This window comes from Cupriavidus sp. GW821-FHT07C08, from assembly GCF_059419025.1.
This window is the reverse complement of record NZ_JBWKQZ010000005.1, coordinates 1-23,503: the sequence shown is the minus strand read 5'-3', so window position 1 is coordinate 23,503 and position 23,503 is coordinate 1. Positions and strand designations below refer to the sequence as shown.

The window sequence follows — 23,503 nt, the reverse complement described above, 5'->3', positions numbered from 1 at the left end:
CGTGTCCGCCAGGGGCACACCGTGCATCCCGGGAACGGCGACACGCCGCGGAGATCCTGCCCCTGGCCCTGCAGGGCCAGACGCCCTAGACCCCGCCGTGGATCGGTATGGTGAACGCGAACATGCTGCCGTACGGAACCAGCGGTACGGCACGCAATTGCCCTTTGTGGCCTTCAATGATCGACCGGCAGATCGACAGCCCCATGCCCATGCCGTTGGCCTTGGTCGTGTAGAACGGCTGGAAGACCTGTTCAAGCAGGTTTCCGCCAATTCCCACGCCGGTGTCGGACACGCTTAGCTCCAGCGCGGTGCCATCGACGATGCGCGTGGCGATATGCATCACGCGCGGGCGGTCGTTCCCCTCGCTCATCGCCTCCATGGCATTCACCACAAGGTTCAGGATCACCTGCTGGAGCTGGATACAGTCGCCGAACACCGTGGGCTGTTCGGCATGCAGCGCCAGCTCGATCGTAATGTGGCGGCGTTCGATCTCGCTGCGCGAAATGACCAGGATATGCCGCACCGCCTCGTGGAGATCCACCGGCGCCAGCACGGGCGCGGCATTGCGCGTCAGCGACTGCAGGCCGCGGATCATGTCGCCGGCACGCTGGCCTTCGCTGGCAATGGCCTCCAGGCTTTCGCGGGCGTTGGCAAGATCCGGGTTGGGGCGGGTCAGCCAGCGCAGGCCGGCGCCGGCGTTCGAGACGATCGACATCAGCGGCTGGTTGATCTCGTGCGCGATCGATGCGGTAAGCTGTCCGACCGTGTTGGTACGCGCCACGCGCGCCAGGTCGGCCTGTGCGCTGCGCACTGCGTCCTCCGCCTGCCGGCGCGTAGTGATATCGGTGACTGTCCCGACATACTCGAGCGTGCCGTCTTCCGCGGGCAAGGGCTCGCCCACGCCTGCCAGATGGCGTATGGAGCCGTCGGTGCGGACGATCCGATGCTCGACGCGGATCGGCAGCCACTGTTCGACATGGGTTTCCACCACCTTGCGTATCGCAGCCCTGTCTTCGGGATGCATGCGCGCGACGAAGTCCTCGAACGCGATCTCGCACTGCGCAGGGTCGAGTTCAAAGATGCGCCGTAGCTCTTCCGAGCAATAGAAACGATCCTTGCGCAAGTCCCAGCGCCAGCTTCCGGTGTGGCTCACGCGCTCGCCCATGACCAGCATGGCCTCGCTGGTGCGCAGTTCACGCTCCACATTTTTCCGCCGTTCGTTCTCGGCAAGCAGGTCGTCATAGAGACGCGCAGTGTGCAGCGAAATCGCGGCTTGTGCGGCGATCAGTTCCAGCAGGTGCGCCTGATCCAGCGTAAAGGCGTCGCGGACCAGGCGGTTTTCCAGGTAGAGCGCGCCGATCACTTCGTTATGGCGCAGCATCGGGATGCAGATGGCCGAGCATTCGGGGTGTGCCAGAAGGTAGGGATCCATGGCGGACGGGCTGGCGGACCGGGCCGCCCCCACCATGGCCACCTGGCCCGAGCGGACGGCGGTGTGGAACATCGACAGCGGCAGCGCGTCCGCCGCCAGCCTGTCCTGCACCAGATGCACGCGTATGCCCTTCGCCGAGGTGTCGGCGCGCGCCTCCACCAGTGGCCCTTCGGGCTGGATGCGTATCAGCAACCCACGCTGGGCGGTCGCATATTCCAGCGCAATCGTCATCAGCTTGTCGATCAGGCGTTCCAGCCGGATTTCTTCGGTCAACGCCCGCGATGCCTTGATCACGCTTTCCGCGTCCACCGACTGCTGGCCGTCGCCCAGGTACCAGGCGCGCGGCGGCACCGCGTCGACAAGATCGGGATGCTGCGCCTCCATCTGCGCGACCTTGCCCGTGGCGCCCCAGCGCAGGTAGTGATCGCGGGCGGCACGGCGATGTGCCCTTGCCGCCGACGCCAGTCCCAGTGTGGTGAAGTGCCTTGCGGCCCGTTCGTGCGCCATCGCGGCGATCTGCACGAATCCTTGTGTGGTCGCTTGCGCGATCGCCGCTTCGTAGCGCGACATCGCGCCCAGTGCGTCGCCTTCCAGCCTGGCCAGCTCCGCCTCCACCAGCAGCGACTTGTCGGTGAACATCGCCGGATTGGCATCGGCGAAGGCACGGATCTGGCGTGCATCGGCACGCAGCGTCTGCCACGCCGCCGGGTCCGGTGAGCCGGGCAGGGAGGCGATGGTCAGCGCGCGGTACAGGTGAAAGTCGAGCTGATGGATGTGGCCCGGTGCGGACCATGCAAAGCGGGCTGCCTGGTCCAGGCACCGTGCTGCCAACTCAGGCTGATCCGCGAGAAACAGGATCGTGGCGCGATAGAGCCAGTGCCAGAACTCGAACGTCGAAAGGCGTTCGCCGGCAGAACCGGGCGCGGCATCGAAATCGAGCGCCAGGGCGTCCCCGAATGGAAATCCCGTGGTGCGCAAGCCATCGACATAGCGCAGCTGCAGCAGCAGGATCAACTCGACGTCATGAAAGCCGACCCGGCGTACCACTTCCAGCCCGCGACCGATCTCGGCGCGGATGTCGTCCAGCCGGTCCCCGCGAACCATCATGGTGGCCACGATATGGCAGCACTCGTAGCATGCGGTGGTCAGGTCGCCGTGAGCCATGCCCGCGGCAAGGCCGGCGCGGGCGCACTCGATCGAATACGACAGCGGCTGCGTCCATACGCTGAGCTGATCCAGCGGCAGAAGCGTGCGGGCTTCATAGGCGGCGTAGCCGTGGTGCGTCACCAGTCGACGGGCCATCTCCCCGTAGCGGAAGCCGTCGGCATAGGCGCCGTAGCGGTGGCAGACCATGACTCCCAGCCAGGCCAGTGACGCGGTGGAGGGGGCCGCCATGCCGTGGGCGAGCGTGAGCCGAAGCATTTCGCAATGCCCCAGGAACGCGAGGTTCTCGTCGGTGAAGCTGGCGGGTACGAGCAGCGCCGACAGCAGACTCATCGCGGCCTCGGTCTCCGCATCGCGAACCTCGGCCAGCGTGATCAACTCGGGCAGCTTGTCGGGAGCCAGTAGCGGCCGGATCGTGTCGTACAACGCATCGCATGCCGCTGCGCCTGGGTGCGGGCTCAGCTCGATGCCGATCGGACGCAGGCTGGCGATTGCGGTCTCCACGGCGAGCGTGTTCTCCGAGCGGCGTGTATGCATCTCGATCTTGAGCCGGTAGACGCCGGCTTGCTGCAGCAGGCCCGCCGGCTGGCGGATCAGTTCGGTGGCCAGCGTCAGCGCATCATCCAGGCGTCCGAGCTGGAACCAGCAGGTCGCCTGTTGCTCCAGCAAGGCAAAGTACAGTGGCTGACTTGCATCCGAATGTGTGGTGGCCTTGCGCACGAAGGCCATGCCGCTTTCCACATAGCCCAGTGCCGCACCATAGGCCGCCGCGCGCCGGGCGCGCATTGTGGCGGTGTGGAACAGCCAGGCCACGTCGAGCGCTTCCTCCGGCGTCGTGACCAGCGCTTCGGCCTGCGCCAGCAGGCCGCTGGCACGGAACAGTACGTCGTCGCGCACCTCGTCGCTGACATCGTCGCGCACGCGGGCAGCCAGCAGCCGGCCGGCGCGCAGGCAGATGTCGGCTTGGTCTCCGGCAGCCAGTCCGGCGTGCGCGGCTTCCTGGACGCGGTCGTGCACAAAGGCATAGGCGCCGTCTTGCGCCAGCGATACCACGCCGGCCGCACGGGCCGGTGACAGCCGGGCGTGCAGCGCACGCTCGCTGATGCCGAAGGTCCCGCATAGCAGCGACATTTCGGCGCGGCGGCCCAGGCATGCCATGCCGCCCAGCAGACGGCGGGTTGGCCCGGGCAGGCGGCGCAGGCGCTGCAGCACCAGCGCCGCCACATTGTCGGTATGGGCATGCTGCGCGACGCGCGCCAGATCGTACTGCCAGCCATCGGCATCGGACGAATAGACGAGCAGCCGGTCATCGACCAGCGTCGTCAGGAACTGGATCACGAAGAAAGGGTTGCCGAGGGTCTTGTCATGCACAAGACGGGCCAGGGGCAGCAGGGCCCGCGCCGGCATACGCAACGTCTCCGCCAGCAGGTTGGCCACGGTTGCCTCGGAAAATCCATGCAGCACCACGTCGTGCACCGGCACGCTTTGCCGCAGGCATTTCAGCGCATCGGTCCCCGGGGTTCGTGTGCTGCAAACCAGCAGCAGCGGCGGCGGCGGGGCAGGGTGGCGCACCAGCCGCGCGAGTAGTTGCCGGGATGGTGCGTCGAGCCATTGGCAATCGTCGATCAGCAGCACGAACGGGATATCTGACTGCGAGAATGCGCTCACCAGCTGGCGCATCGCGATATCGACATGGATATCGGCGTCGGCGGCTTCCGAAGCGGGGAGGGGCGGGAAATCGTCCACCAGGAGCCGCAGCGCCGGTGCGATGCTGCACGCCAGCTCACCGTAGGCGCCCAGGGCCTGCATCAGGCGCACTTGCCAGGCGCGTACGTCTTCCTCGGGCAGGCCAAGGATCTGGTGGACCAGCCCCTGGAATGCCTCGGCGATCGGCGCGTATGGCACATCCTGGCGAAACTGGTCGGCCTTGCCCATGGCACACCATACCCGCTGTGGCTGGAGGGACTTGACGAACGCCTGCATCAGCGCGGATTTGCCGATTCCTGACGGGCCTGTCAGCGCCACGGCCGTAGAGGATTTGGCGGTGATCACGCGGCTAAACGCCGCGGATAGCTGGTGCAACGCGGCATCCCGCGCAAACAGGCCTTCGGGAAGGTCGAGGCCAGCAGGCTGATCACGCTCGCCGGGCTCGAAAGGGGCGATGTCGCCGGTCTCCCGCCACGCTGCCATGCAGCGCCTGAGGTCGCACTCCAGCCCGGCGGCCGACTGGTAGCGGCGGCTCGGGTTCTTGTCGAGCAGCTTGAGAATGATTCGGGAGAGGGGTTCCGGAATCTCTGGCACGCTCTTGTGGAGCGGCACTGGCGCACTGGCCACATGGCTGTGGATCCATTCAGCCAGGTCACCCGGGTTCCTGGCCGCGAGCGGCAACTGCCCGCTCAGCAACCGATAGAGGATCACGCCAAGCGAGTACAGATCGCTGCGGGCATCGATGGCATGGCGGGTGCGGCCGGTATGCTCGGGTGACATGTAGGCCGGGGCTTCGCCACCCATCATCATCGCCGCGGGCCGCTCACGGCTTGCGTCGTTGTGACCATTCGCGCCGGACTGGCGCACGGCAAAGCCGAAATCGCCGATGCGGCAGTGTCCCGCCGCATCGACGAACAGGCTGAATGGGGTCACCGCGCGGTGGACCAGACCGCTCTCGTGCGTGGATTTCAGCGCGGCAGTGGCGCCGAGCGCGATTTCCAGTACGCGTTCCACCGGTTGGCGCGCTGGCAGCAGTGTGGCCAAAGGGTCGCCGCAACGATCGTCGTAAAGCGAGGCCACGCCGCCGCGATAGTGGCTGATGCCGCGCGGAACCAGCGCCCAGTCATCGCGCAGCAGCGCACGCAATGCGTATTCGTTCCGGACGCGGTGCGCAGCATCGGCTTCCACCTGGCTTGATGCCGCATGTGCTATCAGCACAGTCGCGCCAGTGGCTGCATGAATGCCGCGCGAGAATGCGACGATGCCATCCTGATGGATCGTTTCGAAGTGATAGTCGGATAACGCTATGGCGTCTGGCTGGCCGATACTGTCGGTCATCATGGTGCGGCGCTGAGGCCAATCGGGCAGGTAGCGCTCAAGGGCGCGAAATCGTCCACTGCCCGCCTGGACAGCATAGGCCCGTCGGGGTTGGCTTCATATGATACTGCGGTATTGCCGTCGCCAGCCGCCACCTGATATTCCCGGTCGCGCGCATTGGAGCACAGCTCTCGCAGGCTTGCCACCCATACCATCGTATTAGGGCCTGTTCACATATAAAACGTGCGCGCGCAAGGGGGATACGCGGCGCAGGGCTAGGCGCCAGTCGCGCCGCTTGGTCATTCCAAGCAAGCGGCTGGCAACGACGCCATGCGCCGCGTATCCCCCTTGCCCTCCGGGTTGGCCCGATCCGGGGCCATCTACTTTGTCGGGCGCCTTGCAAAGGGAATGACCCTTTGCGGCGACGCCCTTCGCGTAGCTGACCCCGGCTCGGGCCAACGCGCGTACGTTTTATATGTGAACAGGCCCTAAGGCAAGGTGCGATCATCCCTTGCGGGCGAGCCCAACTGCCAATGGTCCGTTCCAGCTTCATGTGCGTCCGCGCAATCTCCCGGCCCTCACCTTGCCGGCAGACACAAACCACAGCACGCAGCTGAAAGCCGCGCCAGCATCCGCTGTCCAGCCGCATCAAGCAGCGGAAGGTTCCGGCCACTAATACGAAAGGTTGATGGCTACCGCGGCGAAGGCTGTCTAGTCTTGCATCCGGTGGCATCGCGCGTCCTGCAGGTGGGAGCACGGCGCTCCGATGCCATCCGAACGGACGGCCCGGCGCATGCTGCGACGCCTGGTCTTCGCCCCCAACCGCCATAGAGGAATCAGACCATGTCGAACCCCAAGCTCGAAGTCCTGACCCCGCAGAACAGCCAGCTCATCATCATCGACCATCAGCCGCAGATGGCCTTCGGGGTCCAGTCGATGGACCGCCAGGCGTTGAAGAACAACGTGGTGGGCCTGGCCAAGGCGGCGAAGATCTTCAATATCCCGACCACCATCACCACGGTCGAAAGCGAGTCGTTCTCGGGCTACACGTACCCGGAGGTCCTCGATGTCTTCCCGAATGCGAGGACGCTCGAGCGGACCTCGATGAACTCGTGGGACGACCAGAAGGTACGTGACGCGCTGAAGGCCAACGGCCGCAACAAGGTCGTCGTGGCCGGCCTGTGGACCGAAGTCTGCAATACGACCTTCGCCCTGTGCGCGATGCTGGAAGGCAACTACGAGATCTACATGGTGGCCGATGCGTCGGGTGGCACCAGCAAGGAAGCGCACGACTATGCGATGCAGCGCATGGTGCAGGCCGGTGCCGTGCCCGTGACCTGGCAGCAGGTGCTGCTTGAGTGGCAGCGCGACTGGGCGCACCGCGATACGTATGACGCCGTGATGAAGCTCGTCAAGGAGCACTCGGGCGCCTACGGCATGGGCGTCGATTACGCGTACACGATGGTCCACAAGGCGGCGCAGCGCACCGCCACGCCGCACGAGTCGCTGGCCCCCGTCCCGGCCCGCTGATCATTGCTGCGCCAGACGCGCCATTTCGGAGGATCCAAAGCAGATGCACGACATCACTATCCCCGCATGCTTCCATTTCCGTAGTGCGAGGCCCGTATGAAGCTCTACCTTGTCTCCCTTGGCGCCGGCATCCTGGTCGGCCTCCTCTACGCGCTGATGCAGGTCCGCTCTCCGGCACCGCCGGTGGTGGCGCTGATCGGCCTGCTCGGCATGTTGATCGGCGAACAGGTGCTGCCGCCGATCAGGCGCATGATCGCGGGCGAGCCGGTCACCGTGGCATGGTTCCACACGGAATGCATGCCAAAGATCACCGGTGCGCCGGGACCGGCGCTGACCGCCGAGCGCCACGCAAACGGCGAGGATGCGGCGCGTTAACGACTGACTGAGGACTTTTTATGTCTGCCGCTCCAGTGATCGCTATCGTTGACGACAATGCATCTGTCAGAGATGCCATGGGACGGCTGGTGCGCTCATATGATTACGGCGCGGAACTATTCGGTAGCGGACTGGCGCTCTTGCAGTTTGTCGCGCTCGACCGAATCGCATGTGTGATCACGGATGTGGTCATGCCCGGCATGAACGGTTTTGCGCTCTATGAAGCATTGCGTACGCGCGGCTTCGACAAGCCGGTCATTTTCATGACCGGCTTTGCCGAAGCGGGCTCCGAGCAGCGCGCCCTGGCAGCGGGCGCCGCCGGTTTCCTCAAGAAGCCGATTCAGGATACGGAGATCATCCGATGCATCGAGCAAGCCCTGCTGGCGCGCCGGGACGAGGGCTGAACCCGGACCGGTTCGACCGGGCCAGGTCCAGTCATTGGGCCAGATACAACCGCCCCGCCGCCACTGGCCCCAGCCCGATGCCGGTATCCTGAACGGCGTGACGGCGCAGTCAGGTTACGCAACGGTAAACTGGCAAGCCCCGGAGGCCTGTGCTAGAAATTCTTGCAGGAAACGCTTGCGGTTCGCCCCGGCACGTTTTTGAGCAGTCAACGTTGCTGTATATCATCGCCGGAACACAGTGAGCCGACAAACGAATCATGCCAGCGAGAGCAAGAGGAGAGCCAGCCGTGACCGCCGCCAGTGGGGAGCCTGCCAGGACCGGCGCGAACGATGAGCAGACGGTGCTGATCGTCGATGACGATACCATGCTGCGCAATGCGCTGGGCAACCTGTTCCGTTCAGTGGGCATGCAGGTAGCACTGTTCGGTTCGGCCGCCGAGCTGCTCGCGTTCAAGTTGCCCGACGCGCCATGCTGCCTGGTGCTGGACGTACGGCTGCGTGGCCCGAGCGGGCTTGACCTGCAGACGCGCCTGGCACAGATGGGCATCCACATTCCCATCATCTTCATGACCGGATATGGCGACATCGCCATGAGCGTGGCGGCGATGAAGGCGGGCGCCGAGGATTTCATGGCCAAGCCGTTTCGCGACCAGGATCTGCTTGACGCCGTGTCCGCCGCGCTGGAGAAGGACCGCCTGCGCCGTCAGGCGGTGAGCAGAATCGAGGAGATTCGCGCCAACTACGCCACGCTGTCACCGCGTGAATCCGAAGTCATGGGCCTGGCGGTGTCCGGCCTGCTGAACAAGCAGATTGCCGGCGAGATGGGCATCAGTGAGGTCACCGTCAAGATCCACCGCGCCCAGGCCATGCGCAAGATGAAGGCGCGCACGTTTGCCGATCTGGTGCTGATGGCGCAGCAACTCGGCATCTGCATGGCCGACCACTGACTGGCGCCGACTCAGCCCGGCCGCCGTCCATGGAACGCATCGTCCAGCAGTTGCCGGATGCCGGGCGCGTCCAGCGGACGTGGGTTGGTACTGTTCAAGCAGCGCCAGCGCGCAGGCCTGATCGAGGTCTTCCTCGCGCATGCCGATGTCGCGCAGCGCAACGGGCGCGCCCAGCGCTGCCGCGAGCTCAAACACCGCCTGCGCACCATTGACATCCTCACGCCCGAGCGCGGCCGCGACCGTGGCGATGGCTTGCGGCGCTGCCACGGCGTTATAGGCCAAGGCGGTTTCCGGCCCGGCACCCTACCCGTGCAAGGCCGCCTTCGTCTTCGCCCGGCAGGCCGAGATGCGCCGCGCGCTGAGCCGCGCCTTCCACCTCGCGCGCAGCCTGCCGACCTTTCCCCCTCCGATCTGCTGGATCGGTCTGAAGCGCGTCGACTCGCGTTGGCAGTGCGTCGCCTCCGTGTACCCAGTAACTGTGAGACAGACCGCAACTTTTACCCACTTACTGTGAGAATTCAACCCAGTTTATTTGGGACAGTGCTGCGTAACCCCTTGATTCGTCTGTGATCGGCATCCCATTAACTTCGAGATGGGACAGCAGGGGTGCGATCCGGCGGCGGTAGCTGGCATCGACCTGATGACGCTGGCGCTCGCGGCAGCATGCGGGCGCGCTCGCGCTCGCGCTGGCCTGGTCGCTCCATGTTGCTGCCGACGGCGGGCCGCTGGGAACGGTGTCGTGGCTTGGCACGCTGACCGCCAGCGCGTTTGCCGTGGCGCTGGGCCGTTCCTATGCGCCACGCGCGGTGCAGCGCCTGCTGCCCGGCGTGGCGGGTATCGGCCTGACCGCGCTGGTCGCGCGCTGGTTGCTCGCAACCTGGGTGTAGCCGCTACGTAGCCTTACAGCGGCGGGGACACCCAGTACGGGTCGCGGCCGTAGTACTCGTGCAGCGACCTGCCCCACTGGGGATCGGCCATGCTCGGCCAGCTGTCCTTGTTGAAGCCGGGGGCGGATTTGAGCCGGTCCGCCGTCACGGCAATCCGGAAGCATTTCTCGTCGGTGTCCATGACCAGTGCATTCCATGGGATGGCGTGCAGTGTGTCGCCGATGCCGAGGAAGCCGCCGGTGGTCAGCACCGCGTAGGCGATGCGGCCGTGCGGCACATCCAGCATGATCTCGGAAATCTTGCCGACGTGTTCGCCGTCGGATGAATAGGCCTTGGTGCCGTCAAGGCTCGATGCCGCCATCACTTCAGGGCCCGGGCCTTCGCCCACGCCTGAACCGATGATGGCCGCGCCTTCACGGGTGGGAGATTGGTTCCGCATGTTGTGCTCCTTGTCGCAAGACGTTGGAATGCATGGCATGCGCAATGACCATGCCTGCGCCGTTTGTGGCGCCGTGCGCATGGAGCTGAAGTTGCCAGCTGCCGCCGTGGTAATTCTTTCGCGCGGCATGGAAAAAAGGCGCGTCAGCGTGGCGCTGCGCGCCTTCTTGCAGCGGCTCCCGGCGGAGCCTAGAAGCGATGCCGCATGCCAAGCATGACGCCCACGCGCGTGGTGCTGTCCATGCCCGCGGCGGGCGGCGCGCCCTGCTGGAACATCAGCCCGCCCCCCAGCGTGGTGCCGCGCGCCAGGCTGCCAGGCTGCTCGCCGGCGGTCTTCATGTAGACCACGCTGTTGTTGATGCGGTAGTCCTGGAAGAAGAAGTCACCGCCGATATACAGCGGGTCGGACCAGGCGCTGGTTTACCTGCATTGCGCAAACGCCCCCGGAAAGTGCGCCATCGACCGCAGCGAGGTGGCGCGATCAGTTGCCCGCAGCCGTGGCCGGCGCATCGCGCGACAGGCCCAGGATCCAGTTGCGGAAGGCCGCCAGCGCTTCGGATTCGGGCCGGCCCTCCGGATAGGCAAAGTAGTAGCCCTGCTGCTCGTCCAGCATGCCCGCCAGCGGGATCACCAGCTGGCCGGTCTGCAGCTCGCGCTCGATCAGCAGGCGCGGCGCCAGGCCGATGCCGAGCCCGGCCGCCGCGGCGGCCGTCATCATCGTGAACAGTTCATAGCGCGGCCCGCGCGAGGCGGCCAGGTCATAGGCCCAGCCCTGTGCCGCGTACCAGTCGCGCCAGGCGTTGGCGCGCGTGCTCAGGTGCAGGTGTCGGCAGCGCGCCAGGCTGGCGTCGTCGGTCACGGGGTGCCCGGCCAGGAAGGCGGGACTGCACACCGGCACCATGCCCCCTTCGCGGAAGATCACGCCGCCGCGCGTGCCGGGCCAGAACTGGTCGCCGAAGTAGATCGCCGCGTCATAGGCGCATTCCTGGAACGAGAACGGCTGCGAGCGCGCCGACAGGTTGACCGTCACATTGGGATGGCGCCGCGCAAAGTCCGGCAGGCGCGGGATCAGCCATTGGGTGGCAAAGGTGGGCACCACCGCCAGCTCCAGCGTGTAGCCCATGGCCCGGCCGGTGGTGATTTCCAGCGTGTCGCGCTGCAGGTGGTCCAGGTGCCGGCGGATGCGCGCGGCGTATTCGCGCCCGGTATCGGTCAGCTCCAGGCGCCGGCGCACGCGCGTGAACAGCGCCACGCCCAGGCGCTGCTCCAGCTGCGCCACCTGCCGCCCCACCGCGCTGTGCGTCAGCGCCAGCTCTGCCGCGGCGCGGGTAAAGCTGCCCAGCCGTGCCGAAGCCTCGAAGGCCTGCAGCGCGCCCAGGTTGGGGATGTCGTTTCTCATGGGACTGCGAGGGAAGGAAGGCTGACAGTATAAACAGCGGCGCCAGGCCGCACCGCTACCGCGGTCGTGCGCCGCACGCACAACGTTGTGCGCAATGCGCGCTTGTGCGCGCCATGGGGGCGCCCCTATCCTGCCTCGCGGATCGTCGCCAGCCCGGCTGCCATCCAGTGCTCACCTGTTTGCGCCCATGACCATCAAACTCTCCACGCTCCTTACCGCCAACGTCGGCGCCGCCCGCGCCGCGCAACTGCTCGCGCTGGTCACCTTGCCCGCGGATCTGCCGCAGGCCCCGCAGGGCCGTGCCAGCCGCGCGGAAATCGCCCAGGCCCTGAACATGGTGCTGTTCGGCGGCATCCTCGAGCGCGTGCCGAGCGGCCGCGCCTACACCGACGATGTCGCCGCTGCCGGCGGCAAGGTCACCTTCGACCACGGCGCGCTGCGCACGGTCAAGTGGCGCGACAACGGCGCGCTGCCCGAAGGCGAGGCCGCCTTCACCCGCATCCTGCGCCCGCTCGGCTACGTGCTCAACGGCACCTATCCGCTGGACCGCATCGGCATGACCGGCCGCTCATACGCGCATGCCGACGCGCCCGAGGACATCGCCCAGTTCTTCCTCAGCGAATTCCATCCGGAACGCTTCAGCGAAGCCTTCCGCGCCGCCGTCAGCCGCGTCACCGGCACCTCCGCAGACCCGCTCACGCCGCGCGCGCAGACCCTGCTGTGGCAGCTGGAGCGCGACGGCGCGCTGGACCTGGCCGACGGCGCCGAGCTGGTCGGCCTGCTGGTGCCATGCTTCGAGCGCCAGCACGCCACGCCGAGCCTGGCCGACTATGAAACCCTGCTGAGTGAATCGGCGGAGATGGCCTGGGTCGCCACCGAAGGCAACGCCTTCAACCATGCCACCGACCGCGTCGACGACGTGTTCGCGCTGGCCGAGCAGCAGAAGCAGCTGGGCCGGCCGATGAAGGACAAGGTGGAAGTCTCGCGCAGCGGGCGCGTCAAACAGACCGCGTTCCGCGCGGATACGGTGCGCCGCACCTTCGTCGGCGCGCAGGGCGAGACGGTGGAGCGGGACGTGCCGGGGTCGTTCTACGAGTTCATCACGCGAGACCGCTTTGCCGAAGAAGCGGCCGCGCCGCAGCGTTATGACCTGGGGTTTGATGCGGGCAATGCGCAGGGGATCTTCAAGATGACGGCGGCGGCCTGCTGAGGTAATGAGGGGGGAGGGCGCGGGCGCGTGGATGCGCCGGCCCTCTCCCCCGGCCCCTCTCCCGCAACCGGGAGAGGGGAGCAAACCCTTGTTACCCCGCCCGCTTCGTCGACATCACCGCCTCAGCCACATTGGCCGGCGCCTCGGCATAGTGCTTGAACTCCATCGTGTACGTCGCGCGCCCCTGCGTCAGCGAGCGCAGCGTGGTGGAGTAACCGAACATGGTTGCCAGAGGCACCTCGGCGCGCACGATCTTGCCGCCGCCACCGGCGATGTCTTCCATGCCGTGCACCATGCCGCGGCGTGACGACAAATCGCCCATCACGTTGCCGGTGAATTCCTCAGGCGTTTCCACCTCGACGGCCATCATCGGCTCCAGCAGGATGGGCCGGGCCCGGCGCATGCCTTCCTTGAACGCCATCGAGCCGGCCATGCGGAACGCGTTCTCGTTCGAGTCGACGTCGTGGTAGGAGCCGAACACCAGCGTGGCCTTGATGTCGACCACCGGGTAGCCGGCCAGCACGCCTGACTGCAGGGTCTCGCGGATGCCCTTGTCCACCGCGGGGATGAACTCGCGCGGGACCACGCCGCCCTTGATGGCATCGACGAATTCATAGCCGCCGCCGTGCGGCATCGGCTCCAGGTTGAGCACCACGTGGCCGTACTGGCCGCGTCCGCCCGATTGCTTGATGAACTTGCCTTCCACGTCCTTGACCGGCTGGCGGATGGTCTCGCGGTAGGCCACCTGGGGCTTGCCGACCGAGGCCTCCACGCCGAACTCGCGCCGCATGCGGTCGACCAGGATTTCCAGGTGCAGCTCGCCCATGCCGGAGATGATGGTCTGGCCGGATTCCTCGTCCGTGGTCACGCGGAAGGACGGGTCTTCCTGCGCAAGGCGGTTCAGCGCAATGCCCATCTTTTCCTGGTCGGCCTTGGTCCTCGGCTCCACGGCCTGCGAGATCACCGGTTCCGGGAAGCTCATGCGCTCCAGGATGATGACCTTGTCGGGGTCGCACAGGGTGTCGCCGGTGGTCGCTTCCTTCAGGCCGACGGCAGCGGCGATGTCGCCGGCGCGCACTTCCTTGATCTCCTGGCGCACGTTGGCGTGCATCTGCAGGATGCGGCCCAGGCGCTCGCGCTTGGCCTTGACCGGGTTGTAGACGGTGTCGCCGGATTTGACCACGCCGGAATAGACGCGGAAGAAGATCAGCTGGCCGACAAAGGGGTCGGTCATGATCTTGAACGCCAGCGCTGCAAACGGCTCGTCGTCGCTGGGATGGCGCTCGGCCTCGCGGTCGTCCTCGGTGTGGCCCAGGATGGCCGGCACGTCGGCGGGCGAGGGCAGGTAGTCGATCACGGCGTCCAGCATGCTCTGCACGCCCTTGTTCTTGAAGGCGCTGCCGCACAGCATCGGCACGATCTCGTTGGCGATGGTGCGCTTGCGCAGGCCGCGCTTGATCTGTTCCTCGGTCAGCGGCTCGCCCGACAGGTACTGGTGGAGCAGCGTCTCGTCGGCCTCGGCGGCGGCTTCGACCATCTTGTCGCGCCATTCCTGCGCGGTGGCCAGCAGGTCCGCAGGGATGTCCCGGTATTCGAAGCGCACGCCCTGGCTGGCATCGTCCCAGACGATGGCCTTCATCGTGACCAGGTCGACCACGCCCTGGAAATGGTCCTCGGCGCCCAGCGGGATCTGGATCGGCACGGCGCGGCCCTTGAGGCGGTCGGCAATCTGCGTCTGCACGCGGAAGAAGTCGGCGCCGACGCGGTCCATCTTGTTGACGAAGGCAATGCGCGGCACCGCGTACTTGTTGGCCTGGCGCCAGACCGTCTCGGACTGCGGCTGCACGCCGCCGACAGCGTCATAGACCATGCAGGCGCCGTCGAGCACGCGCATGGAGCGCTCGACTTCGATGGTGAAGTCGACGTGTCCCGGCGTATCGATGATGTTGATGCGGTGTTCGGGATAGTTGCCGGCCATGCCCTTCCAGAAGGCAGTGGTGGCGGCCGACGTGATGGTGATGCCGCGCTCCTGCTCCTGCTCCATCCAGTCCATGGTGGCAGCGCCATCGTGCACTTCGCCCAGCTTGTGGCTGACGCCCGTGTAGAACAGGATCCGTTCGGTCGTCGTGGTCTTGCCGGCGTCGATATGCGCGCTGATGCCGATATTGCGGTAGCGCTCGATGGGGGTCTTGCGAGGCACAGTGTTCTCCATGGATGAAACACGCTGGAATAGAGTAGCACCACTGGCCGTTTGCCGTTGTCCCTGCCGTGCGCAGGGGCACACCGCCGCGGCCCGGTGCTCCGGCATGAGCGTGTGTCTGAGGCGGGCCTAGGATTCGGCTTCATGCGAAACCGATTTCTCCCATCCTGCCAGCGTCCGCGGCTCCCTATACTGGCGCAGCATCGCGCCCCGCGTGTTCATCGCCCCTGCCATTCGATGCCCGGGTGGAATGCGCCTGGTCGCCGATGCGTTCCCGGACTACGAAGCCACGCATGACAACCATCCTGATCGTTGACGACCATCCGGCGATGCGGCTGGTGCTCAGGCACCACCTGTTGCAGCTGCTTGGCGTAGACGAGGTGATCGAAGCAGACAACGGACAATGCGCCATCGAGCTGGTGCGCGCCCGCATGCCGGACCTCGTGCTGCTCGACCTGGACATCCCGCGCTCCAGCGGGCTGGATGTGGCGCCACGCCTGCGCGCGATCCATCCGCAGGTGCGCATTCTGGTGGTGACGGCGCTGGACCCGGCGGTGTTCATCAGCCGGTCATGGCAGGCCGGTGCGCAGGGCTTCGTCAGCAAGACCCAGGACATCAAGGAAATCCTGCGTGCGGTCGAGGCGGTGCTGGCGGGCTATACCGTGTTCCCGGTGCTCAACCGCGGCGGCGCGCCGCGCCAGGCCATGTCGGCGGACGAGGAGATCCTGCGGCGCCTCTCCGACAAGGAACTGGTGGTGCTGCAGATGCTGGCGCGCGGCATGTCCTACAAGGCCATCAGCGCCAGCCTTTTCATCAGCAACAAGACCGTCAGCAGCTACAAGGCACGCATCATGGGCAAGCTGCAGGTCTCGTCCCTGGTGGAGCTGGTGGACTTTGCGCGGCGCTGCCGGCTGACGCCCTGATCCCGGTCATTCTCATTAGACATCGTATGACTTGGCGGGCCGCACCCACTCAAGTGTGCGCGCGCCGGTCAGCCTTGGGCGCCGGCCGGCCCTGAGGCCTTTCGCAGCCGTTCGCGGCTGTTGGTCAGGTGCATGCGCATGGCGGCCTTGGCCCCGTCGGGGTCGCGGCGCTCGATCGCGTCGTAGATGTTCTCGTGCTCGATGCTGACGCGCTCCAGGTACTGCTCGCGCTCGGGCGTGCTGACCTGCAGGCGGCTGCGCGGGATCACCATGGTGCCCAGGTGGCCCATGATGTCCGTGAAGTAGCGGTTGCCGGTGGCGCGCGCGATCGCCAGGTGGAAGGCAAAGTCGCTCTCCACGGCGTCGTTGCCGGCGCCGGCGCTGCGCTTGAGCTCATCCAGCGCCTGGCGCATGGCGGCCAGCTGCGCGTCGGTGCGGCGCGATGCGGCCAGGCCCGCGGCCTCGGCCTCCAGGCTGACGCGGAATTCCAGCATCGCCATCACATCCATGGCCGTGCCCAGCGCATCCGGCCCGATGCGGAAGGGCGAAGGCGCCTCGGCCGCGCGCGCCAGCACGAAGGTGCCGATGCCGTGGCGGGTCTCCACCAGGCCGCTGGCCTGCAGCCGCGATAGTGCCTCGCGCACGACGGTGCGGCTGACCCCCATCGACGCCATGATCTCCGACTCGGTCGGGAGCTTGTTGCCGGGCTTGAGCTGGCCCTGGCGGATCTGTTCGCCAAGGGCCTGCACCACTTCCTCGGCAAGCGTGCGGCCGCGGCGGCGCAGCGGCGCTTGCGGCGCAGGAACGGGCGGAACGGACTGGGCGGGGGTGGAGTTCGGCATGGTGGATACGGGCGGGGTTTCCCGGACTTGACCGGTTCGAGATGGCCTCATTATACTGGGTTATCAGTCATACGATGACAGATAACATACGCGACACGATGGTCGGGGTGAGCGATACTGCGCCCGCCATCGGAAATGCCGGAGACAACCCTGAGATGACCCCAACCGCCGCCCCCATGGCGTCCGCCCACACCCCGGTCGTAACCGAACTGACCGTGGTGCCCGTGGCCGGGCATGACAGCATGCTGATGAACCTGTCCGGCGCCCATGGCCCGTACTTCACGCGCAATATCGTGATCGTGCGCGACAGCGCCGGCCATACCGGCGTGGGCGAGGTCCCGGGCGGCGAGGGCATCCGCCAGACCCTGGAAGACGCGCGGCCGCTGCTGGTGGGCCAGCCCATCGGCCAGTACCAGGCCATCCTGAACCGCGTGCGCGCGGCATTCGCCAGCCGCGATGCCGGCGGCCGCGGCCTGCAGACCTTTGACCTGCGCATCACCATCCATGCGGTGACGGCGCTGGAGGCGGCCCTGCTCGACCTGCTCGGCCAGCACCTGGAGGTGCCGGTGGCCGCGCTGCTCGGCGAAGGCCAGCAGCGCGATGCCGTGGAGATGCTGGGTTACCTCTTCTATATCGGCGACCGCCAGCGCACCACGCTGGACTACCGCACCGAGCCCGATGCCGGCAACGCGTGGTTCCGACTGCGCAATGAAGTGGCGATGACGCCGGAGGGCGTGGTGCGCCTGGCCGAAGCCGCTTACGAGCGCTACGGCTTCAACGACTTCAAGCTCAAGGGCGGCGTGCTGAGCGGCGACGAAGAGATGGAAGCGGTCCTGGCGCTGGCCGAACGCTTCCCCAGGGCGCGCATCACGCTGGACCCCAACGGCGCCTGGTCGCTGGCAGAAGCCGTGCGCCTGTGCCGCGACAAGCGCGGCGTGCTGGCCTATGCCGAAGACCCGTGCGGTGCCGAAGACGGCTATTCCGGGCGCGAGATCATGGCCGAGTTCCGCACCGCCACCGGCCTGCCCACCGCCACCAACATGATCGCCACCGACTGGCGCCAGATGGGGCATGCGGTGCGGCTGCAGTCGGTCGACATCCCGCTGGCCGACCCGCACTTCTGGACCATGCAGGGCTCGGTGCGCGTGGCCCAGATGTGCGCTGAATGGGGCCTGACCTGGGGCTCGCACTCGAATAACCACTTCGATATTTCGCTGGCGATGTTCACCCACGTGGCCGCCGCCGCACCGGGGCGCGTCACCGCCATCGACACGCACTGGATCTGGCAGGACGGCGAGAACCTGACCCGCAACCCGCTGCAGATCGAAGGCGGCCTGGTGCAGGTGCCCAAGACGCCGGGCCTGGGCGTGGAGCTCGACATGGATGCCCTGGCGCGCGCGCACGCGCTGTACCAGCGCAAGGGCCTGGGCGCACGCGACGATGCCGCGGCGATGCAGTTCCTGATCCCGGGCTGGAAGTTCAACAACAAGGCGCCCTGCATGGTGCGCTGATGCGGTACCGGCAATGACGCCAACCGGCCGTTGCCGTTATCGGGACGGCCGGGCTCATCTGATAAAGACACACTGCAGGAGACAACGATGTACACGTTCCAACGCCAGCGCGCCCTGCGCCTGCACCACTGGCTGCGCGCCTTCGCGCTCGGCTCTGTCGTCACGGTGGCGGCCCTGACCGTCAGCGCCGCCGCCTACGCCGCGCCACAGGACTGGCCGCAACGCCCGGTATCGGTCGTGGTGCCGTTCCCGCCAGGCGGCTCCAGCGACGCCATCGCGCGCATGCTGACCGTGCCGCTCAATGAAAAGCTGGGCCAGCCCTTCGTCATCGACAACCGCCCCGGCGCGACCGGCGCCATCGGCGCCACCTTCGTCAAGCGCGCGCCGGCGGACGGCTACACCATGATGGTGGCGTCGATCGGCGTGTATGCGGTGAACCCGTTCCTGCAGAAGAACCTGGCCTATGACCCGGCCAGGGACTTCGACCTGCTGACGGTGGCGGTGCGCGCGCCCAACGTGCTGGTGGCCAATCCGCAGTTCCCGGCCAACACGCTGCAGGAGCTGGTGGCCTACATGAAGAAGAACCCGGGCAAGGTCAGCTTTGCCTCGTCCGGCGCGGGCTCGTCCGATCACCTGACCGCGGCGCTGTTCTGGCAGAAGAGCGCCACCGACGGCCTGCACGTGCCCTACAAGGGCGGCGGCCCGGCCATCTCCGACCTGCTTGCCGGCCAGGTCGACGTGTCGTTCCAGAACGTCAACGCCGTGCTGCAACACATCCGCGCCGGAAAGCTCAAGGCCATGGCGGTGACCTCCGACAAGCGCTCGCCGGTGCTGCCCAATGTGCCGACCATGGCCGAGGCCGGCGTGAAGGATGTGGAGGTGTACTCCTGGCAGGGCGTGGCCGCGCCGCGCGGCCTGCCGCCCGAGGTGAAGAGCCGCCTGCACGGCGCGCTGGTGTCGTCGCTGAACGACCCGAAGATGCGCCAGAAGCTGTCCGAGAACGGCTTCGAGGTGGTGGCCAACACGCCTGAGCAGTTCAGCCAGTTCGAGGCGCAGGAGCTGCAGCGCTGGAAGACCGTGATCGAGAAGGGCAAGATCGCGCTGGACTGACGCCATCGCACTGAACCCGGACACTGCAGCACCGACCGCGCCGGCCATGCACGCATAGCGTGCCGCGCCGGCGCGCGCGTCATCGACAGGAGACAACAGCATGACCCAGGGACGCCGCACCTTCCTCAAGCAATCCTCCGCACTGGCCGCCGGCCTGGCAGCCGGCCCGCTCGCGGGCCTGTCATCGGCGGCGCACGCCGCGCAGGACTGGCCCACCCGCCCGATCCGCCTGGTGGTGCCATACACCGCCGGCGGCTCGTCGGACATCATCGCGCGCCTGATCAGCAAGCAGCTGGGCGAGGCGCTGGGCCAGTCAGTGGTGGTGGACAACCGCCCCGGTGCCAACGGCAATGTCGGCGCGGCGCTGGTCGCGCAGGCGACCGACAACCACACGCTGATGCTGTGCGATATCGGCGCGCTGGCGATCAGCCCGTCGGTCTACACCAAGCTGACCTTCAATATCGCCAAGGACCTCAAGCCGGTGTCGATGCTGGCCTACTCGCCGCACCTGCTGGTGGTGCATCCGTCGGTGCAGGCGGCCAGCGTGAAGGAACTGGTGGCGCTGTCGCAGCGCAGCCAGCTCAACTTCGCCGTGACCGCCATCGGCAGCGCGCCGCACCTGGCCGGCGTGGCGGTGGAGCAGGCCACCGGCGCCAAGTGGCAATACGTACCCTACAAGGGCGGCTCGCAGGCCATTGCCGATACCGTGGGCGGCAGCGCCCAGGTGCTGATGAACGGCATGCTGGCCACGCTGCCGCACGTGCAGTCGGGCAAGCTCAAGCTGATCGCCCAGTCCAAGCGCACGCGCATGCCGCTGCTGCAGAACGTGCCGACCATCGCTGAGCAGGGCGTCCCGAATTTCGAATCCGGAACGTGGCAGGGCGTGATGGCCCCGGCCAGCATGCCCGATGCGATGGTGGCGCGCCTCAGCGGCGAGCTGATCCGCATCATCCGCGCGCCGGACCTGCGCGCGCAGCTTGTGGCCCAGGGCGCGGAAGTGGTGACGATGACGCCGGGCGAGACCGGGAAGTTCTTTGTTGCCGAGCAGGCGCGATGGGCGGGGGTGGTCAAGCAGGCGGGGATCACGCTGGACGCTTGAGCGGGCTGAAGGGCCTTGCATGCCGCTGGTTTTCTCCCCGGCTGTTTACCCCGGATGCGCATGCGACCTGGCTACTGGCCGCGCTGGATCCGACCGATGGTGACACTGCCTACGGTCTGTGCGACGTGGGTATCGGCATGCCCGAACTAGGCCATGTAAGGCTGTCCGACCTGGCATCCATCGTTGAGCCGCTCAAAAGGCCGATTCTTCGCGACCTGTACTTCCAGCCTACGCGACCGCTATCGGCCCTTTCGGTTGATTGAGCTGCTTATCGCTTCAGTTGGAATCCGCATTTGCGGATTCCAACAGATCAGGGGACCGCATCCTTGTCCTGCCTGGCTACCGCAATCCCGCTTCCGTGCTTATGTGGTTGCACGAATCCGAGGGCTTTTGGATCCGTGCTTCTGTACGAATACGCAAATCTGGCATCACGCTTTCGCGCTTTTGGCGGACGCGGTGTCGTGCGTCGAATTTCAGGGTCCCTACAATGGCCCCAAGCACGGGAGGAGCCGCTAGTCGAAGGCCGCTGCGCCGCATTGTGACTATGTCTATGTCGGTCTGATTCAAGGCGACGGCGGCCCAGATCAACATGCCTGCTATGTGGGTTCGCGCGGCGGCGCCTACACGATTGCCGCAAGCGGTCGTAAGAAACATCGGTTGACAACTGCACTTCTTCGGTGCCGCCAAGCCGACGTACGGTCCAGACAGAACTTGCAGATTGCCCACCGGATGTCGCCGTTCGAGCGATCTTCCGGTTCTGCTGGCCGTGCCTTCCCAAATTGCTCGGCAACGGTTGGGCTATCCCAGCACTTTAGTGATATCCGCGCCTAGCGCCTTGATGACTCTTTCGAGCGTATCCAAGGCGAGATTGGCCTCACCCGTTTCTATTCTGGAGACGTGATTGCGATCGAGGCCAACCTTGTCACCAAGTTGGCGCTGGGACAACTTCATGTCGGTGCGCAACGCACGTACCGTTGCGCTGACATCCTTTACGCCAGAGTATCTCCGGATACTCTGGTGCTCCTCACTGCTGGCACTAGTGAGCAGTTGGGACGGATGTACGTCTAGTGCCTGTCCCAGGCTAATGACTTTTTCGAGGGTGAGATTTGGCGCGAGTCTTTCAATGCGGCTGACCGCTGTGCGGTCAACCTCGATCACCGCTGCTAGCGCATCCTGCGTGTAACCCCTCAGTTCCCGATACTTCCTCAAATTTTGCGCAAACGTCTGCCGTAGTGACGTCATGCCACGGACTCGCCCTTATGAAAGTGACGATATATCCATGATTACAACGTTAGCGTCTATAGCATCTACGTTGTCATTATTGGAATTGTAGGCGTATACGTATACAACGCAAATGACTACAATGTGTGCGTCTCTCTATGTCGTGCGGTCGAAGCCATTTCCTGCCAAGGATCATGTTCGCCTAGTCGGTCATCTACGGATGCAGGGCGCCGCAGTGCATACATGCCGACGGGGACGCAGCTCGGAGCCACTGTGAGGCCCCGGCGCAGCCCATCAGCGCTTCTTCGCCCTCCACTGTGAATTGAAACTTTCGGGAGTCTGCAACCATGAATTACACCCTCATCACCGCGGAACAACGCGCACAGCTGCTCACAAACGGCCAGGCATACGCAGCCGGCCACGCTGGCGACCCGCTGCCCGTGGTACGGCTGTTTGCTCCGGATGCGCATGCGACATGGCTCTTGGCCGCGCTGGACCCGGCCGATGGTGACACCGCCTACGGTCTGTGCGACGTGGGTATCGGCATGCCCGAACTGGGCCATGTGAAGGTGTCCGACCTCGCATCCATCGTTGGGCCGCTCAAAAGGCCGATTCTTCGCGACCTGTACTTCCAGCCAACGCGACCGCTATCGGAGTATGCGCAGCTAGCCCGGCTTGACGGATCGATCCCCGACTGACCGAACCAGCTGTCCCACTCTAGCCCGGAAGATCCAGCCTGACGCCGCATAGGCGATATCTCGTTGAAGAGCTGGTAGGGCTGCTGTGAGAAGAGCCGCCAGAGATACGGCTTGATGTCTCAGCGGCTGGCCGTTTCCATGCAGGCATGGCGCATCGGACGATGCTTGGATGGCATTGCTCTCGGGCTATCGAAGGGGTCTTGGCCTCAGAAGGCGGGCCCTAACCGAATTCCATTTGATCACTACCCGACAAGGAATGAACGTGAATCTACAACAGGAACCCCATGTGAATCCCCTGAGCGCAGCTGGGGGCGTCTTGTCCACACCGGCACGCCCGCTGAGTGCTCGCGACTACAAGACCTTGGCCCTGGCGACCCTTGGCGGCACGCTCGAATTCTATGACTTCGTCATCTACGTCTTCTTCGTCACGGTGCTGGGCGCGCTATTCTTCCCGCCCAACATGCCAGATTGGCTGCGACAACTGCAGACGTTCGGCATTTTCGCCGCCGGCTACCTGGCACGCCCGCTGGGCGGCATCGTGATCGCCCACTTTGGTGACCGGCTTGGCCGAAAGCGCATGTTCACGCTGTCGATCTTGCTGATGGCGGCGCCCACGCTGATGATCGGCCTGCTGCCCACCTACGCCAGCATCGGCGTCGCGGCGCCACTGTTGCTGTTGGCGATGCGAGTGCTGCAGGGCGCGGCCATTGGGGGCGAGATGCCCGGTGCCTGGGTGTTTGTCGGCGAACACGTGCCGAGCCGGCACTACGGTTTCGGTATCGGGACCCTGACCTCAGGCATCACTGGCGGCATCCTGCTGGGTTCGCTCGTTGCGGTCGCCATCAATCGACACTACACGCCTGAACAGGTAAGCGATTTCGCTTGGCGCATCCCCTTCATTCTGGGCGGCGTGTTCGGACTGGTGTCCGTCTACCTGCGCCGGTTTCTGCATGAGACCCCCGTGTTCCGCGAGTTGGCTGACCGGAGCAACCTGGCGCGCGAACTGCCGATTCGCACCGTGCTGCGCGATCACCGCTCGGCCAGTCTGTTCGTGGCACTGCTGACCTGGGTACTTTCGACCTCCATCGT

At 65.9% G+C, this 23,503-nt stretch carries 17 protein-coding genes and 4 pseudogenes; 13 read left to right on the top strand and 8 right to left on the bottom strand.

The window, feature by feature from the left end:
• Positions 1 to 85 precede the first annotated feature (85 nt).
• On the bottom strand, positions 86 to 5,644 hold the full coding sequence (locus AC07UK_RS08430) for a trifunctional serine/threonine-protein kinase/ATP-binding protein/sensor histidine kinase (RefSeq protein WP_494685823.1): 5,559 nt from the start codon (positions 5,642 to 5,644) through the stop codon (positions 86 to 88).
• Positions 5,645 to 6,463: 819 nt separating this feature from the next.
• On the opposite strand from AC07UK_RS08430, the gene AC07UK_RS08425 reads away from it, so the two are divergent.
• From AC07UK_RS08425 to AC07UK_RS08410, 4 genes are all read left to right on the top strand, one after another.
• Positions 6,464 to 7,150, top strand: a complete 687-nt coding sequence (locus AC07UK_RS08425; RefSeq protein WP_436224447.1) for a hydrolase — start codon at positions 6,464 to 6,466, stop codon at positions 7,148 to 7,150.
• A gap of 96 nt (positions 7,151 to 7,246) precedes the next feature.
• Entirely contained in the window at positions 7,247 to 7,525 is a 279-nt protein-coding gene (locus tag AC07UK_RS08420) for a XapX domain-containing protein (protein WP_436224446.1), read from the top strand.
• 20 nt (positions 7,526 to 7,545) lie between these two features.
• Positions 7,546 to 7,929 carry a response regulator transcription factor gene (locus tag AC07UK_RS08415; RefSeq protein ID WP_436224445.1) on the top strand — a complete coding sequence of 128 codons (384 nt, stop codon included), beginning with the start codon at positions 7,546 to 7,548 and terminating at the stop codon, positions 7,927 to 7,929.
• 287 nt (positions 7,930 to 8,216) lie between these two features.
• Complete coding sequence (locus tag AC07UK_RS08410) at positions 8,217 to 8,876, top strand: response regulator transcription factor (protein WP_436224444.1); 660 nt, start codon at positions 8,217 to 8,219, stop codon at positions 8,874 to 8,876.
• 144 nt (positions 8,877 to 9,020) lie between these two features.
• On the opposite strand, the pseudogene AC07UK_RS08405 reads toward AC07UK_RS08410, so the two are convergent.
• Positions 9,021 to 9,143 (bottom strand): annotated as a pseudogene (locus AC07UK_RS08405) (maleylacetate reductase); the annotation flags it as partial.
• Positions 9,144 to 9,541: 398 nt separating this feature from the next.
• Here AC07UK_RS08405 and AC07UK_RS08400 point away from each other — a divergent pair.
• A pseudogene (locus AC07UK_RS08400) lies at positions 9,542 to 9,763 on the top strand (DUF3325 family protein); the annotation flags it as partial.
• Between the two features lie 13 nt (positions 9,764 to 9,776).
• Here AC07UK_RS08400 and AC07UK_RS08395 read toward each other — a convergent pair.
• The 3 genes and pseudogenes from AC07UK_RS08395 to AC07UK_RS08385 all read right to left on the bottom strand — a co-directional run bounded on the left by AC07UK_RS08395 (position 9,777) and on the right by AC07UK_RS08385 (position 11,600).
• Positions 9,777 to 10,202 (bottom strand): PRC-barrel domain-containing protein, encoded by a 426-nt coding sequence (locus tag AC07UK_RS08395; protein WP_114134495.1) that lies wholly within the window; start codon positions 10,200 to 10,202, stop codon positions 9,777 to 9,779.
• Positions 10,203 to 10,441: 239 nt separating this feature from the next.
• Positions 10,442 to 10,612: pseudogene (locus AC07UK_RS08390) on the bottom strand (porin); the annotation flags it as partial.
• 70 nt (positions 10,613 to 10,682) lie between these two features.
• Positions 10,683 to 11,600 (bottom strand): LysR substrate-binding domain-containing protein, encoded by a 918-nt coding sequence (locus AC07UK_RS08385; RefSeq protein WP_494685822.1) that lies wholly within the window; start codon positions 11,598 to 11,600, stop codon positions 10,683 to 10,685.
• Between the two features lie 187 nt (positions 11,601 to 11,787).
• Here AC07UK_RS08385 and AC07UK_RS08380 point away from each other — a divergent pair, with 187 nt between their 5' ends.
• Complete coding sequence (locus tag AC07UK_RS08380; protein WP_494685821.1) at positions 11,788 to 12,810, top strand: DUF1338 domain-containing protein; 1,023 nt, start codon at positions 11,788 to 11,790, stop codon at positions 12,808 to 12,810.
• Between the two features lie 91 nt (positions 12,811 to 12,901).
• On the opposite strand, the gene fusA is transcribed toward AC07UK_RS08380, so the two are convergent.
• A complete protein-coding gene (gene fusA, locus AC07UK_RS08375; RefSeq protein ID WP_494685820.1) occupies positions 12,902 to 15,010 on the bottom strand; it encodes an elongation factor G in 2,109 nt (702 codons plus the stop codon).
• Between the two features lie 293 nt (positions 15,011 to 15,303).
• Between fusA and AC07UK_RS08370 the strand changes: the two genes are divergently transcribed.
• Positions 15,304 to 15,933, top strand: a complete 630-nt coding sequence (locus AC07UK_RS08370) for a response regulator transcription factor (protein ID WP_211979527.1) — start codon at positions 15,304 to 15,306, stop codon at positions 15,931 to 15,933.
• A 68-nt stretch (positions 15,934 to 16,001) separates the two neighbouring features.
• Here the strand turns inward: AC07UK_RS08370 and AC07UK_RS08365 are convergent, their stop codons facing one another.
• Positions 16,002 to 16,775 carry a FadR/GntR family transcriptional regulator gene (locus AC07UK_RS08365; RefSeq protein ID WP_494685819.1) on the bottom strand — a complete coding sequence of 258 codons (774 nt, stop codon included), beginning with the start codon at positions 16,773 to 16,775 and terminating at the stop codon, positions 16,002 to 16,004.
• Positions 16,776 to 16,930: 155 nt separating this feature from the next.
• On the opposite strand from AC07UK_RS08365, the gene gudD reads away from it, so the two are divergent.
• The 4 genes and pseudogenes from gudD to AC07UK_RS08345 all read left to right on the top strand — a co-directional run.
• Positions 16,931 to 18,286: a glucarate dehydratase gene (gene gudD / locus AC07UK_RS08360; protein WP_494685818.1), complete on the top strand. Its 1,356-nt coding sequence runs from the start codon at positions 16,931 to 16,933 to the stop codon at positions 18,284 to 18,286.
• 87 nt (positions 18,287 to 18,373) lie between these two features.
• Entirely contained in the window at positions 18,374 to 19,396 is a 1,023-nt protein-coding gene (locus tag AC07UK_RS08355) for a Bug family tripartite tricarboxylate transporter substrate binding protein (protein WP_494685817.1), read from the top strand.
• 100 nt (positions 19,397 to 19,496) lie between these two features.
• Complete coding sequence (locus tag AC07UK_RS08350; protein ID WP_494685816.1) at positions 19,497 to 20,495, top strand: Bug family tripartite tricarboxylate transporter substrate binding protein; 999 nt, start codon at positions 19,497 to 19,499, stop codon at positions 20,493 to 20,495.
• Between the two features lie 38 nt (positions 20,496 to 20,533).
• Positions 20,534 to 20,758, top strand: a pseudogene (locus AC07UK_RS08345) (DUF2958 domain-containing protein); the annotation flags it as partial.
• A gap of 535 nt (positions 20,759 to 21,293) precedes the next feature.
• Here AC07UK_RS08345 and AC07UK_RS08340 read toward each other — a convergent pair.
• Positions 21,294 to 21,737 carry a helix-turn-helix domain-containing protein gene (locus AC07UK_RS08340; RefSeq protein ID WP_114136187.1) on the bottom strand — a complete coding sequence of 148 codons (444 nt, stop codon included), beginning with the start codon at positions 21,735 to 21,737 and terminating at the stop codon, positions 21,294 to 21,296.
• Positions 21,738 to 22,063: 326 nt separating this feature from the next.
• Between AC07UK_RS08340 and AC07UK_RS08335 the strand changes: the two genes are divergently transcribed.
• A complete protein-coding gene (locus AC07UK_RS08335) occupies positions 22,064 to 22,414 on the top strand; it encodes a DUF2958 domain-containing protein (RefSeq protein WP_114136186.1) in 351 nt (116 codons plus the stop codon).
• 256 nt (positions 22,415 to 22,670) lie between these two features.
• The coding region (locus AC07UK_RS08330) for an MFS transporter (RefSeq protein WP_494693870.1) at positions 22,671 to 23,503 on the top strand (833 nt) is incomplete at its 3' end.